This is a genomic window from Halorubrum trueperi, assembly GCF_042662525.1.
Classification (GTDB): Archaea; Halobacteriota; Halobacteria; order Halobacteriales; family Haloferacaceae; genus Halorubrum; species Halorubrum trueperi.
In genome coordinates this window covers 75,371-89,025 of the sequence record NZ_JBHSXI010000009.1, presented here as the reverse complement: position 1 = coordinate 89,025, position 13,655 = coordinate 75,371, and the positions used below count along the sequence as shown (strand labels likewise).

Here is a 13,655-nt window from a genome sequence, read left to right as displayed (position 1 = left end):
AAGGGGAAACGCGAGCGGAACGAAAGAAACGGCGATGCAACCGGATCCGCGCTTGCCGATCTACGCAGTCGCGCCGACGTACGGTCTGACGGCGCGAACGATGGCGTCGACGTCGTAATCATCTTCTGTCTTGTCGAAGACGACCTCGCCGTCGGCGCGGACGACGAACACGCCGTCGTCGCCGGTGACGACCGCGACCTCGTCGAGGTCGTCGCCGAACTGGCGGAGGAGCGCCGCCGAGACGTCCTGAGCGCGGTTCAACATGCCGCACGGCACGCAGTATTCGATCTCGACGCGGGTCATGCGACACCTTTGGTCGCGGACGGGCTTAAAAGGGGCGCGGGCGGGCGCTGCCGCCCGCATCGGCGACGTCCGATGGATGCTCACACCACGAGGGCGTCGAACACGACCGCGAACAGCAGGAGTCCGAGGTAGGCGTTCGACGCGTGGAACGCTCGAAACGCCGCCGTCTCCGTCCGTTCGTAGTGGAGCCGGACGACTGTCCACAGGAACACCGCGCCGAGCGCGACGCCGACGGCGGCGTACAGTGCGCCCAGCGGATCGGCGACCACCGCGAGCGCGGCCGCCGCGACCAGCGTCGCGCCGAGGTACCAGACGATGTGCCGCCGGGTCGCCGTCTCGCCGCGGACGACGGGCATCATCGGGAATCCGCCGCGCTCGTAGTCGTCCTTGTAGGCCAACGCGAGGTTGTAGAAGTGCGCGGGCGTCCACAGGAAGATGACCAGCGCGAGCAGCAGTCCGCCGCCGCCGACCGTGCCGGTGACCGCCGCCCAGCCGATGAGCGCCGGGAGCGCCCCGGCCGCCCCACCGATCACGGTGTTCTGGACCGTGTTCGGCTTCAAGATCAGGGTGTACACGACGCTGTAAAACAGGATCGCGATCATCCCGAGTCCGGCCGTCAGCGGGTTCACGGTCCAGAACAGCCCGACCGAGACGAACGTCAACAGACCGCCGAACGCGAGCGCGTGCGGAACCGGAACGAGATCGGTCGCGAGCGGACGGTCGTTGGTGCGCTGCATCCGCCGGTCGACGTCGCGTTCGAACACGTGGTTGAACGTTCCCGAAGCGCCGATCGAGAGTGCGCCGCCGACGAGCGTTGCGGCGACGGCGTCGGGAGTGAATCCCGGTCCGCCGGCCAGCGCCATCGCCGCGGCGGCGACGAGGCAGAGCAGCCACATCAGCCGCGGCTTCATGAGCCGGAAGTAGGCGGCCACCGTCGCTTTCAGTCGTGGCAGCGTCGCCGTCGGAATCGTCGGTTCCGGAGCCTGGTCAACGGGTGGGAGGTGATCTGTCCCCGGCCGAAAGTCGACGGGCGTGTCATCGGCGTCGCCGGTCTCAGCCTCCAGCCGCCACGCGAGTCCGGCGAGGGTGGCCCCGAAGATGACGACGCCGAGGAGGAGATGGACGGAGCCGAGCGCGGCGGGGAGTTCGCCCACGGCGACGAGCGCGCCGACGCCGGCCTGTACCGGGTACAACAGCACCGCTCCCGCGAGCGCAGCGCGAACACGACCGCTAGCGCCGTCGCGCCACGCGAGCACGGCCGAAAGGACGACGAGGAGGCCGACGGTGACGGCGAGCAGCCGGTGGCCGAGCGCAATCCACCCGGGACTCTCGGCGGGCAGCGCAGCGCCCCCGCCGCAGGCGGGCCACCCCGCACACGCCGCTGCCGCCTCGGTGAGCGAGGTCGTGGCACCGACGACGAGCAGGAGGTACACCCCCATCGCCGTCGCCGCGAGGACCGCGGGGAATCGATCGGGTATCGTCACTTGACGTGGCTTAGGAACCGACCCATATATGTCCCGCGCTTCGCCGGATCCGACTCCGCGATCCCGTGACGGCCGAGGCGTTCGCGCGGGGGGATCCGACGAGTGCGGGGAAGTCGACGGACTCCGGAGCGACGTCGGCGAGTGGCCGACCGACATCGAGGCAGGGAAGCGGACCGGCACCGAGGCAGGGAAGCGGATCGACACCGAGGAGCCGTCTCAGTCATCCCCGCGTCGGCGGAGGATCCGATCGACGATGTCGCCGCTGGAGAGCAGCTCGTCGTCGTACCGCGGTTCGCGGCCCGACGCGCGCTCGACCCGACAGTCGATACCGCGCTCCGCGAGCGCGCCGGCGATGTCGGACTCGTCGTGGTGCTGGTCGAACCCCAACACGATCACGTCCGGATCGAGCCGTTCTATGGGGACGAACACGTCCACCGGGTGCCCGAGGTGGGCCTCGTCGACCGCGTCGAGCGCGGCGACCATGTCGCGGCGTTGCTCCGCACAAAGGATCGGTTCGGGCTTGTGCGTGACGTTGGAGCGCCGGGCGACGATGGCGTGGAGTTCGTCGCCATGCGTCGCGGCGTCTTCGAGGTAGTGGACGTGGCCGGGGTGGAGGAGGTCGAACGTCCCCTGGGCGACGACCCGCGTCATCGGAACCACGAGAGGAAGCCGCCGCGGTCACGGTTCTCCTCGACGATCTCCGCGTCGATGTCCTCCTGAGTGAAATCGAAGAAGTGCTCGTCGGGTACCTCGACGTCGAGGACGTCGAGCGTCGTCTGCGTTCCCTCGTTGTCGAACGCCTTCCAGTCGCCCCATCCGTAGGGAGCGCCGACGATGACGTGGACTCGTCCCTGTCCGAACGTCGCGAGATCGGCCGCGCTCGGGCGGAGCGCGCCGTTCGGGTGGGAGTGAACCGAGCCGACGGCTCGCATGTCGTTCGGTTTCATGTGCGTGCGAACGCTGGCGCTCGTCGGGTTCGACTCAGTCCCGGGGATGACGAGCACGTCGGTGATCACCTGCCCGTCTCGGTCGATGTCGAGCTTCCGGGCGTCGTCCGCGCGGAGAAACCCCATGTACTCGTCGGGGTGGCTCTCCTCGCTCGCCTCGAGGATGAACTCCATGGTCTCCCGGGCGATCCCGAGGAGCTCGTCCGAGCGGAACAGTCGCATACGAGAGGCAAGTCGCCGTCGCCTCATAGGGATTCCGGACCGCTCGACCGGGGGTTCACGGACTCCCCTGTGCGGCACGTCTCCGATCGCCCCACACCGGACGAGGCGCGAGAGAACAGGCTTAACATCGGCCGTTCCCGATGACTGTCCATGAGCGAGAACACCGCCGGGGATTCCGGCACGCGGGGCGATTCGAGCCCCGAACCCGACGCCGACGCGGCGCAGGGGACGGCCGACGACCGGCCGATCGTCCACGATCTGGCACCCGACTGCACCCGCGAGGACACCGAGGTCGGTGCCCTGTACCACGCCGAGATTAACGGCATCGTCGACTACGGCGTCTTCGTCGACGTCTCCGAGGCCGTCTCGGGGCTCGTCCACGAGTCGAACCTCGAAGGGACCTACACGGTCGGCGATCGGCTGATCGTTCGGCTGACCGACGTGAGGGAGAACGGCGACGTCGCGTTCGACGAGGTGGACCTCGACGACTACCGGACCGAAGCGGTCGCTCACGAACCTACCGTCTCGCGCGTTCGCGGGCTCACCCCGGGCGACGAGGTCACCGTCGAGGGCGAGGTCGTACAGGCGAAACAGACCGGCGGCCCGACGATCTTCGCCGTCGCGGACGCCTCCGGCGTCGTCTCCTGTGCCGCCTTCGAGGAGGCCGGCGTCCGGGCGTACCCCGAGGTCGCCGTCGGCGATATGGTTCACGTCAGCGGGACGATCGAAACCCGCGAGAACGCCATTCAGCTGGAGGTCGACTCCCTGAAGCGGCTGCCCGAGGACCGCGCTGCGGACGCGAGAGAGCGCTTCGAATCCGCGCTCGACGAACGCGCCGAGCCCGCCGACGTCGACCCCCTCGTCGAGTGGGACGCGTTCGAGCCGATCCACGACGACCTCCGGGACCTGGCCCGGCTCCTCCGTCGTACCGCGCTCTCCGGACGCCCGCTTCGCGTCCGCCACCACGCCGACGGCGACGGAATGTGCGCCGCGATTCCGGTACAGCTCGCTCTGGAGAACTTCGTCCGCGACGTCCACGAGGATCCCGACGCGGCGCGCCACTTGTTCAAGCGACTGCCGAGCAAAGCGCCGTACTACGAGATGGAGGACGTCACCCGCGACCTCAACTTCGCGCTAGAGGGGCGCGCGCGCCACGGGCAGAAGCTCCCCTTCCTGCTCATGCTCGACAACGGGTCGACCGAGGAGGACGTGCCCGCCTACGAGAACCTCGCGCACTACGACATCCCCATCGCGGCCGTCGACCACCACCACCCCGATCCCGAGGCGGTAGAGCCGCTGCTCGACGCCCACGTGAACCCGTACCTCCACGACGAGGACTACCGGATCACGACGGGAATGATGTGCGTCGAGCTCGCCCGGCTGATCGACCCGTCGATCACCGGCGAACTCGAACACGTCCCGGCGGTCGCCGGGCTCTCCGACCGCTCGAAGGCGGAGGCGATGGACGACTACGTCGCGCTCGCGGAGTCCGCCGGCTACGACGAGTCGGCCCTCCTCGACATCGGGGAGGCGCTCGACTACGCCGCCCACTGGCTCCGCTACTCCGAGGGGAAGACGCTCGTCAACGACGCCCTCAACGTGGGCTGTGACGACGAAGCGCGCCACGAGGAGCTGGTCGAATTCCTCTCCGAACGCGCCGAACGCGACGTGGATCGCCAGCTCGACGCGCTCGACGATCACGTGGAACACGAGCGGCTCGCCTCCGGCGCGCATCTCTACCGGATCGATCTGGACGAGTACGCACACCGATTCACCTACCCGGCACCCGGAAAGACGACCGGAGAACTCCACGATACCCGCGTCCGGGAAACGGGCGATCCCGTCATCACGATCGGCTATGGCCCCGACTTCTGCGTGCTCCGCTCCGACGGCGTCCGACTCGACATCCCGAACATGGTGACGGAGCTGAACGATGAACTCCCCGAGGCGGGCGTCTCGGGCGGCGGTCACCTCGTCGTCGGCTCGATCAAGTTCGTGAAGGGCCGTCGGAGCGCCGTCATCGAGACGCTCGTCGAGAAGATGGCCGAAGCGGAGATCGACGAGACGCTCTCGTCGACGGTCGCGATCGACGATTGAAGCGGCCCCGCACGGTCGTTCAGCCGCCGCGTCGCCTCACACGAACGCTACTTCACGCGAAATTCACCGTTCTGCGAGCGACGACGCTGGCACCCGCGACGGCGGCTGCCAACCCGCCGAGCAACCCGACCGGCAGATGGACTCCGCCGCCGCGCCAATCGGCCGCGTATGCGCGGGCATAGAACTCCGCGACCGATTCGTCCTCGACAGCGAGCAGCACCTCCCTGTTCTCCGTCGCCGCACCCTCGTTCCAGTTGAGACTACCGACGATCGCCGCGTCGTCGACGACGAGCCCCTTCGCGTGTATCTTCCCGAATCGGCCGCGCGGTTCCGAGATGGTCACCTCGATCGGCTCGTCGGCGAACTCGTCGACGAGCGCGCGGTTCGTCTCCCGGTCGTACCACGCGCCGGACACCAGGAGGTGGACGTCGACGCCCCGATCCGCGGCCCGTCGGAGTGCGCGAACGATCCGGTTATCCGGGCCGCCCGTCCGCGGGACCACGCCCAACACGCGGTCGTCGGCCGCGTCGATCCGCTCGACCAGCCGATCGGCGGCGTTTCCCGGAGTCGTCAGGAGTTCGACGTCCGCCGTCGTCTCCCCTGGCGACTCGAACCGCGTCGGGTAGCTCCCGTTCGCCGTCCCGGACTCGTGGAACTCGGCGTCGTTTCGGAACGACGACCACGAGCGAGCGTCGGACGCCGCCGCGTCCGCACGGAAGAGGACGGCGAGGTCGTCGGCGGTCGTCTCGCTGGCTGTCGGCGATCGAGACGACCCGGTGACGACGCCCCAGCCGCGGTTGGTCCGCCCGCCCGTCCCGGACGCCTTCCAGTTCTCCGTGAGGACGACCGCGCGGTCGTCGGCCACCGCGTACTTGGCGTGGTGGAAGCGGAACCGCTCAGGGTCGCCGTCGAGCACGCGGACCTCGACGCCGGCGGCCGCGATTCGATCGAGGAGCCGCGCGCTCCGAGCGGAGAATCCGCCGACCGGCGACCCCTCGACGAGGACTCGCACGTCGATGCCGCGGTCGGCGGCCGCGACGAGCGTGTCGGCGACGCGCTCAGACCCGAGCGTGTAGCCGGCGAGCAGCAGGCGGTCGTCGGCCTCACGGAGCGGCTCGACCGGGACCATCGGACTGTCCGGCAGCACGAACGGCGTCACGGTTGCGTTCTCCGTTCTGGTCACGGGCCGTGGGTCGTACCCCCGTGGTCGCCACTCACCCCAGTCCGCGCGCCAGCGGTGCCCCTCGGGCGCGCGGTCGTAGCCGACCACGGCGACCGCCGTCCCGTTTCGGCGGAGCTCGATCCGATCGCCGGAGGCGGCGAGCGGGAAGTGGTCCTCGAGCGCGCGAAGCTCTGGTTCGCCGGTGCCGCCGCTGCCGGCGACCGTAGTCTCGTCGTCGAGCAGCGCTGTCGTGTTCGCGGGGTCCATCGAGAGGGCGACGACGCCGCTCGCGTTCGCCGGAATCTCCGCCTCGTAGTAGCCGTCGGAGAGCGACCAGTTCCCGCGCTCGGGGAGCCGGACGACGAGGTACTCGCCGCGATTCTCCGCCGCCGTCGGGTTCGGGAACAGCTCGAGGATTCGCGGTCTCGTCGACACGAGCGTCCGGTTCTCCGGCTCGTCGTTCGAGTGCGTAACGACGCCCCCCGGGTCGGTTCCAGCGACCTTCGGGTCGGTGCCGGCGTCACTCGCGGCCGCGACCGGCGCGGCAGTCGTCAGGACGAGCAGCCCGAGCGCGATTGCGATGACGTTCGCGGCTGAGACACTCTCGATCGCGGCTGAAACACTCGCGACCGAGGCGCTCGCGAGACGGGACGGTGCGGGCGACACGAGGGGTCTGCCCGCGGCATCGGATAAGAAGTATCGGCCGAACGCCGGTCGACCTCAGGCAGTCGCCGACGCCGCGTCCAGGGACCGCTCGGCCTTCTCGGCCTCCGTCGAGACGAGGAACGAGCGCTCGTCGGCGTACTCGGCGACGGTTTCGAGCGCGTCGCGGGTGCCGATCTGACGGAGCGCCCAGCCGGCGGCCGCGCGAACGTCGTCGGAGTCGTCCTCGGCGAGCGCGTCGGCGAGGGGGTCGATCGCGCGGGTGTCGCCGATGAACCCGAGCGCGCGGGCGGCGTGAGGGCGTACGAGGTCGGCGGTGTCGCCCTGTGGATCGAGCTGGTCCGCGAGCGGTTGGACGGCCTCCGCAGCGCCGATCTCGCCGAGGGCCTTGAAGACGGCCTTCTGGAGCTGCGGGTTCGAGTCCTCCGGGACGTACTCGACGAGGGTCTCGGTCGCCTCCGCCGCCGCCATCTTGCCGAGGATGCTGATGGCGAACTGGTCGCGCTTCTCGGCGCGGCCGAGAAGCTCCTCCAGGGACGCGTCGGTCTTGGCGCGCTTGCCCATCCGCTCGAGCGCTTCGAGGCAGTGGCGCTCCATGAAGTCGGACTGCAGCGAGTCGAGCGCGAGCAGGATCATGTCGACGTTGCCGCGCTTCTCGTGTTCCTTCAGCGCGGACCACTCGACGGGGTAGTCCTTGTAGTGACCGAGCACGTCGTAGTATCCCTGCGCGCGGAGCTGCTCGTGGGTTTCGAGGTCGTCCCACTCCTCGGCGTCGTCGAGTCCCGCCTCGAGGTCGTCGGTCGCGTCGAGTAGTGCCGCGACGGTGTCGGCGTCGTCATCGGGATCGAGGTCCGCGTCCGCGACCGCCTCGGCGACGGCACCGAGCGCGGCGGCCTGCTCCTCAAGTTCGTCGTGGTCCGGAAACGCGTCGACATCGACCAGTTCGCCGGCGGTTTCGAGGAACGCGTCGACCGCGTCCGCGGCGTCATCGCGGCCGTCGGCCGTCCACTCGGTGTCTTCGATGGTGGCGACGGCGGCTTCGATCGCGTCGACGACGTCCGCCGCGTAGGGACCGCGTGCATCCTCGACGCTCTCACGCAGATCGCCGATCCGATCTTCGAGGTCGCCTCGCGGATCCTCGGCATCGTCGTCCTCGTCGTCCTCGTCAGGCTCGGGGAGGTCGGCCTCGTCGAGACCGTCCTCCGCGTCGTCGAGGAGCGCGTCGACGTCGTCGAGATCCGCCTCTGTCTCGGCGTCGTCGAGGAGCGCAGCTATCTCGTCGAGGTACTCGTTCAGGGATTCCTCGGTCGCTTCGTCGGGACGCGTCGGCACGGCGGTCCTCTCCGTCGACTCGCCGGCGTCCGCCGCTTCCTCCGCGTCTCCCGCGGCGTCGGCCCCCTTGGAGGCGTCGGCCGGGTCGTCGTCGCCGTTGCTCATACACCACGAACTGCGCGCGTAGTCCATTAAGACGTTTCCCTTCGAGAGCGCGGCCCGAAACAAGATTCGAGCGAGAGCCGAGCGAGGTGCTGGGTCAGGACGCATCGGGAAGCGCAGCGTCAATCCGTGTGAATGGTTAGAATATAAAAATAATTTTCAGATATCGGAATTCTACTTATCGTAGTGAGAATAGTTAAGTGGACAGCGCGCGTCTGTCCACGTAGATCATGAGCACGCAAAAGCAGGCTCGCCAACGGTACGGCGACGTTCACGAGAGCGAAGCGCTTCGCGTCCCCGAGGAGAAGGCGGAACAGCTCGTCGACGCGCTCAATACCGATCTCGCCGCGACGTACGTCCTGTATCACCAGATCAAAAAGCACCACTGGCTCGTCGAGGGGGCGGAGTTCCTCGAGATCCACGAGTATCTCGGCGAGGTCGCGGCCGATCTCGAGGAGGGTGCCGACCTGCTGGCGGAGCGCGCGCAAGCGCTCGGCGGCGTTCCCCTCTCGGGCGGTGCGAACTACGAGGAGCACGCGCCGGTGAGCCCCGAGGACGCCGACGCCTACGACATCCGGACGTCGCTGGAGAACGACCTGAAGATCTTCGGCGACATCATCGAGATGCTCCGCGAGCACATCCAGCTCGCGAACAATCTCGGCGACTACAACACCGAGGAGCTGCTCCGCGACATCCTCGAAGACGTCGAAGAGCACGGTCATCACGTCGAGCACTACCTGGAGGACGACACCCTCGTCAGCCAGGGCACGCTCGAATAACGATCGTCGACCCCCGTCGAGCAGATCGAAAGAGCGGCCTCCCGAACGGCGTGTTTTTCTGACGGACGGCGAATCAAAGCGTGGACGGGAACGAATCGAGAACCGAAAAGACGGGAGAGAGGCCCGTTTCAGGCGTACTTGGCAACGACGCCGAGCACGTCGTCGAGTTCGTCGCCGTCGAGCGAGTACCGCTCTTGGGCGAACACCGAGCGGAGCTCGGTGCGGTCCTCCGGAAGGAGGTCGGCGATCTTCACGGCGGTCGGCACGTCGATCTGATCTAACTCCGCTAGCTCCTCGACGAGCTCGCGAGATTCCTCGGCGTCGAGGTGCGCGAATCGGTTGACGTGCTCGATCGCGCGGGCGAGTTCGTAGCGGAGGTCGCGGTCCTCGTCCTCCGCGCGCTCCGCCTCGATGTCCACGAGGATCTCCTTCGCCTCGGAGGTGGTGACGTACTCCTCGTCGATCTTCTCTTTGAAGATAGTCATCTCAGTTTTGCTGCGCGCTCATGTGGGCGGCGCGGACGACGAGCGTCTTCGTCTTGCCGCCGTCCGGGATCTCGACGGTGAACGCGGCACCCTGCTTACCCGTCACCGTTCCGGTACGACCGTCGAATCGAGGGTGGAAGCGACCCTTTTGCACGCTCGGGTCGATCTTGAGGTGGACCTGCGAGCCCGCCTCGAACTCCTGGATCGCTCGCTGCGGCGGCGACGTACCGCGGTCGCGGGGTTTATTCGAGAGTTTGTCGCGAGTCGCCTTCTGGGGTCCATTGGAACTCGGCATGGTCTTGGGCAATCTTCCGCTGCCGCGGTTATAAATGGTGCGTTACGGCGCTCGCCCGAGACCCGATACCACACGGCCACCGCGCGCTCGCGTGTGCCGGCGGGTCCGTGAGCGGTCTGCGTATGCGCGCTGCGGTGGCCGAGAATCGCCCGTTCGAAGGCCCCCTTTCGAAAGGGCTAATCCCGTGACATCCGTACCGCACACGTAATGAGTCATCAGCTGCCGGACGTACAGGCGTCGTCGCCCGACGTCACCGTCGGGCTCTCGCAGGTCGGCGTCACCGGCGTGGAGAAGCTCGTCAAGCTAGCCCGGGGGGACAAGCGTCCAATCGTCCTCATGGCGGAGTTCGAGGTGTTCGTCGACCTCCCGAGCGGCCGCAAGGGGATAGACATGTCCCGGAACCTCGCGACGATCGACGAGATCTTAGAGGAGATCACCCGCGAGGAGGCGTACCGCGTCGAGGAGGTCTGCGGCGACGCCGCCGAGCGACTCCTAGAGAAGCACGACTACACCACCACCGCCGAAGTTTCGATGACGGCGGATCTCGTCACCCGCGAGGACACCCCGGCGTCCGGAATCGAGACCCAGAGCACGGCCACGATCATCGCCAGCGCGACCGCGACCGAAGGCGGTACGCGCGAGGAGATCGGCGCGGAGGTCACCGGGATGACCGTCTGCCCCTGCTCGCAGGGGATGAGCGAGTCTCGCGCCCGCGAGAAGCTCGCCGAACTCGGCGTCGACGAGGAGACGACCGAGGAGTTCCTGGAAGCCGTCCCGCAGCCGGGGCACTCTCAGCGCGGCCACGCGACCCTCACCGTCACCACCGACGGCCACCCCGAGATCGATCTCCGAGACGTGATCGACGTCGCCCGCGACGCGATGAGCGCCCGCATCTACAACATGGCGAAGCGACCCGACGAGGACCACATGACCTACGAGGCCCACGCCGACGCGAAGTTCGTCGAGGACTGCGTCCGCGCGCTCGCCGAGGGGACCGTCGACGAGTTCGACCACCTCCCGGACGGCGCGGTCGTTCACATGAGACAGTCGAACGACGAATCCATCCACCAGCACAACGCGCACGCCGAGCGCGAGGTCACGATGGGCGATCTGCGGGGCGAACTCGACGCGGCGTAGGGGCAGTCGGCGGGTCACTCGGCGAGCGGTTCAGACTCATCCGAACGTCAGGGGCTCCGCCTCGTCCCACTGCGGCTCGAACTGATCTTTTACGCTCGCTGCGAACTCCGCGTCCTTCACGTCGATCATCGCGAACGGCTCGTCGCCGGAGAGCGGGTGCGGCACCTCGATGCACACCTCGATCCCGTCGAAGACGGAGAAGGTCCCGTCGACGCCGGCGGTCGTGCGCACCTCGAACCCCTCCATGTCGGAGAGCTCTGCGGTGTACCGCCGACCGACGCTCCGCGGGAGCGCGTCCACCGCCTCCGGCGACAGCAACACCCGGATCCCGACGCCCCGGTCCAGCGCCGACTCCAGCTCGTCGGTCACCCGCTCGCCGATCGTCCCGAGGTCGAACCCGGTCGCGGGCGCGCCGGCGACGACGACCATCCGGCGCTCGGCGGCCGCGATCCGCTCCAAAAGGAGGTCGGTCGCCTCCTCGGCCCCGACGGCGGCGGTCCAGAACTGCCCGTCTACGGGCTCGCCGGCATCGAGCTCGGTCGAGAGGTCGTCGACGACCTCCTCGTACTGCTCCGCCCGCGTTTCCAACTCGCGCTTCTTCTCGTCGAGCAGCCGATCGAGCGCCGCGTCCGGTTCGACCGCCGCGTACTTCTTCGGCCGACTGGCGGCCTGGCTCCGGACGAGATTGTGCTGTTCCAAGCTGTTGAGCACGTCGTAGACCCGCCCCATCGGAACCTCGCTGGCGCGAGAGAGGTCCTTGGCCGTCGTCGGCCCGGTGCGCAGGAGCGCGCGATACGCGCGGGCCTCGTACTCGGAGAGACCCAGATCGCGGAGAGATGCCATACCGACCGATCCGGCGGCATTCGTATAAACACGTCGACGGTTTATGCGACGATCGAGCGGTTGGTGGGACACGAACGCGGTCGATCGTATCGACGCTTTCCGCACCAGTAGCCGGGCACACGGGTATTTCAAGGAGCCCTAAGCGCTACTCCACCGTCTCCGAAATGCACGTCATCAACTCCTCCGGTGTTTCCGCAGGATCGGAGACGGTGTCGCCGGCGATCGCGACCGCCGATCCCGCCGGAACCGGCCGCGGCGCGGGCGACTCGTCCAGGTGCGCGTTCGGCGCGACGACCTTCTCGTGATCCGCGACCCGCCACGCGGCGCGATGGAGGTCGCTGCCTGGCGCGTCGCCGACGGCGACGACCGTGGTCCCGCGGAGCAACCGACCGACGAGGCTCCCGTATCCGGCGACCTGCACCCCGAGTCGCTCGGTGGCACCCGCGAACGACGACGCCGTCTCTCGGGCGACCTCGCGGTACCGGTCCTCGCCGGTCAGCGCGCCCAGGTCGAGCAGCGCGGTCGCCAGCTCCACGTTGCCGTCGAGCGGGCGGAACGGACGATCGAGCAGCCCAGCGCCCGACCGCGGACCGTCGACGAACGATCCGTCGACGTGGAGGCGGTCGATCGCCCGGTCTGCGACCGCGCGGGCGACGTCCGCCCCCTCGCCGAGCACGCCCGCCGCGCGGGTGTACGCGCTCACCACGCGAGCGGCGTCGTCGAGGAGGTCCGACTCGCCGGCCTCGTCGCCGCCGCGGTAGTGGGTCACTTCCCCGGAGTCGACGTCGATCAGGTCGCGTTCGAGCCCGTCGAGGATCCGCTCCGCGTACTCTCGCGCGCGCTCGTCGTCCGTGTAGGCCGCGACCGCGAGCAGCGCGTCGGCCGCCAGCGCGTTTCCGCCCGCGAAGACGGTCAGGTCCCGACGCGGCGCGTCGAGGTCGGCGCGGTCCGCGGCGGAGGCGGCGTAGTAGGCCCGCCCGAGCCCCGGTCCGAGGCTGCCGCCGACTCCGTAGCCGGTCCAGAGGTCGTCGATGAGAAAGTCCATCGCGTCGGTTGCGGGGTCGATGTACGCCGCGTCGCCCGTGTAGAGGTAGGCGTTCGCGAACGCTCGGATCACGGCCGCGTTCGTGTCGATCGGCTTCTCGTAGGCCACGTCGCCCCAATCGCGGGTGCCCGCGAACCGGAAGAAGCCGCCGGCGACGTCGTCGGCGAGGTGATCGCGCACCGCGTCGAGCGTCCGCAGGGCGCGGTCGCGGTCGCGCTTCAGCGCGAACTCCACCGTCCGCGGGAGCGGGAACTTCGCGTCCGACCCCCAGCCGGCGTACTCCTCGTCGTACTTCACCTCGATCTGGCCGGCGAGGTGGCTCTCGACCGCGTCGGTCAGCTCGCCGCGCGGCGGGAGGTCGGCGTCGAGTGCGCGGGGAACGCGTCCCGCCGACCGCCCCTTCTCGGCCCACATCGTTCGGACCGATTCGAGCACCTGTCGCATCCCGTCGACGTCGAGGTACCCCGCGCCGGTGAGCAGTTCGCCCTCGGGCGTGAGGAAGGCGGTCGTCGGGAACCCGCCCATGTTGTACCGCTCGCGAACCCTCGGGTGACGGTCGACGTCGACACGAACCGGGACGAACCCCTCGTTGACGTTGGCGGCGATCCGCGGCTCCGCGTACGTGATCGCGTCCATCTCGTGACAGCCCTCACACCACGTGGCGGACAGCGAAAGCAGGACCGGGCAGTCCCGATCGTCAGCCTCGGCGTACGCCTCGCGGCCCCAATCGCGCCACTCGACGTGCGTCTCGTCGGTCAT

13 protein-coding genes are annotated in these 13,655 nt (G+C 68.7%); 3 read left to right on the top strand and 10 right to left on the bottom strand.

The annotated features are described in order from the left end of the window. Positions 1-60: 60 nt before the first annotated feature. From ACFQEY_RS08065 to ACFQEY_RS08050, 4 genes are all read right to left on the bottom strand, one after another. Entirely contained in the window at positions 61-303 is a 243-nt protein-coding gene (locus tag ACFQEY_RS08065; protein ID WP_379766932.1) for an Rdx family protein, read from the bottom strand. Between the two features lie 80 nt (positions 304-383). Beyond that, positions 384-1,787, bottom strand: coding sequence for a heme o synthase (locus ACFQEY_RS08060; RefSeq protein ID WP_379766929.1), 1,404 nt, complete (start codon positions 1,785-1,787; stop codon positions 384-386). 216 nt (positions 1,788-2,003) lie between these two features. Then, the gene (locus ACFQEY_RS08055) at positions 2,004-2,438 is read right to left on the bottom strand and encodes an FAD synthase family protein (protein WP_379766926.1); all 435 of its coding nucleotides are present in this window, start codon (positions 2,436-2,438) and stop codon (positions 2,004-2,006) included. Continuing rightward, a complete protein-coding gene (locus ACFQEY_RS08050; protein WP_379766923.1) occupies positions 2,435-2,956 on the bottom strand; it encodes a Mov34/MPN/PAD-1 family protein in 522 nt (173 codons plus the stop codon). The genes ACFQEY_RS08055 and ACFQEY_RS08050 overlap by 4 nt, the downstream gene beginning before the upstream one ends. A 150-nt stretch (positions 2,957-3,106) precedes the next feature. On the opposite strand from ACFQEY_RS08050, the gene ACFQEY_RS08045 reads away from it, so the two are divergent. After that, positions 3,107-5,053, top strand: coding sequence for a DHH family phosphoesterase (locus tag ACFQEY_RS08045; protein WP_379766920.1), 1,947 nt, complete (start codon positions 3,107-3,109; stop codon positions 5,051-5,053). Between the two features lie 52 nt (positions 5,054-5,105). On the opposite strand, the gene ACFQEY_RS08040 is transcribed toward ACFQEY_RS08045, so the two are convergent. Together ACFQEY_RS08040 and ACFQEY_RS08035 are read right to left on the bottom strand one after the other, a co-directional pair. Then, positions 5,106-6,881: a phospholipase D-like domain-containing protein gene (locus ACFQEY_RS08040; RefSeq protein WP_379766917.1), complete on the bottom strand. Its 1,776-nt coding sequence runs from the start codon at positions 6,879-6,881 to the stop codon at positions 5,106-5,108. Positions 6,882-6,935: 54 nt separating this feature from the next. Further along, positions 6,936-8,315 (bottom strand): HEAT repeat domain-containing protein, encoded by a 1,380-nt coding sequence (locus ACFQEY_RS08035; protein WP_379766914.1) that lies wholly within the window; start codon positions 8,313-8,315, stop codon positions 6,936-6,938. Positions 8,316-8,542: 227 nt separating this feature from the next. On the opposite strand from ACFQEY_RS08035, the gene dpsA reads away from it, so the two are divergent. Continuing rightward, positions 8,543-9,091: a DNA starvation/stationary phase protection protein DpsA gene (gene dpsA / locus ACFQEY_RS08030; protein ID WP_379766911.1), complete on the top strand. Its 549-nt coding sequence runs from the start codon at positions 8,543-8,545 to the stop codon at positions 9,089-9,091. A 128-nt stretch (positions 9,092-9,219) separates the two neighbouring features. Here dpsA and ACFQEY_RS08025 read toward each other — a convergent pair whose 3' ends face one another. After that, positions 9,220-9,576 (bottom strand): RNA polymerase Rpb4 family protein, encoded by a 357-nt coding sequence (locus tag ACFQEY_RS08025; protein WP_379766908.1) that lies wholly within the window; start codon positions 9,574-9,576, stop codon positions 9,220-9,222. A gap of 1 nt (position 9,577) precedes the next feature. Further along, positions 9,578-9,871: a 50S ribosomal protein L21e gene (locus ACFQEY_RS08020; RefSeq protein ID WP_379766905.1), complete on the bottom strand. Its 294-nt coding sequence runs from the start codon at positions 9,869-9,871 to the stop codon at positions 9,578-9,580. A gap of 207 nt (positions 9,872-10,078) precedes the next feature. Between ACFQEY_RS08020 and mptA the strand changes: the two genes are divergently transcribed. Then, positions 10,079-11,008, top strand: coding sequence for a GTP cyclohydrolase MptA (gene mptA / locus ACFQEY_RS08015; protein ID WP_379766902.1), 930 nt, complete (start codon positions 10,079-10,081; stop codon positions 11,006-11,008). Positions 11,009-11,044: 36 nt separating this feature from the next. Here the strand turns inward: mptA and ACFQEY_RS08010 are convergent, their stop codons facing one another. After that, positions 11,045-11,851, bottom strand: a complete 807-nt coding sequence (locus ACFQEY_RS08010) for a TrmB family transcriptional regulator (protein WP_379766899.1) — start codon at positions 11,849-11,851, stop codon at positions 11,045-11,047. Positions 11,852-11,996: 145 nt separating this feature from the next. After that, positions 11,997-13,655, bottom strand: a 1,659-nt coding sequence (locus tag ACFQEY_RS08005) for a DUF255 domain-containing protein (protein ID WP_379766896.1), incomplete at its 5' end; no start/stop codon positions are given.

Bases quoted from the DNA above. Each gene is read 5' to 3' on its own strand.
- ACFQEY_RS08035 (WP_379766914.1), bottom strand. From the start codon at position 8,315: ATGAGCAACGGCGACGACGACCCGGCCGACGCCTCCAAGGGGGCCGAC.
- dpsA (WP_379766911.1), top strand. From the start codon at position 8,543: ATGAGCACGCAAAAGCAGGCTCGCCAACGGTACGGCGACGTTCACGAG.
- ACFQEY_RS08020 (WP_379766905.1), bottom strand. From the start codon at position 9,871: ATGCCGAGTTCCAATGGACCCCAGAAGGCGACTCGCGACAAACTCTCG.
- mptA (WP_379766902.1), top strand. From the start codon at position 10,079: ATGAGTCATCAGCTGCCGGACGTACAGGCGTCGTCGCCCGACGTCACC.
- ACFQEY_RS08045 (WP_379766920.1), top strand. From the start codon at position 3,107: ATGAGCGAGAACACCGCCGGGGATTCCGGCACGCGGGGCGATTCGAGC.
- ACFQEY_RS08065 (WP_379766932.1), bottom strand. From the start codon at position 303: ATGACCCGCGTCGAGATCGAATACTGCGTGCCGTGCGGCATGTTGAAC.
- ACFQEY_RS08025 (WP_379766908.1), bottom strand. From the start codon at position 9,576: ATGACTATCTTCAAAGAGAAGATCGACGAGGAGTACGTCACCACCTCC.
- ACFQEY_RS08050 (WP_379766923.1), bottom strand. From the start codon at position 2,956: ATGCGACTGTTCCGCTCGGACGAGCTCCTCGGGATCGCCCGGGAGACC.
- ACFQEY_RS08010 (WP_379766899.1), bottom strand. From the start codon at position 11,851: ATGGCATCTCTCCGCGATCTGGGTCTCTCCGAGTACGAGGCCCGCGCG.
- ACFQEY_RS08055 (WP_379766926.1), bottom strand. From the start codon at position 2,438: ATGACGCGGGTCGTCGCCCAGGGGACGTTCGACCTCCTCCACCCCGGC.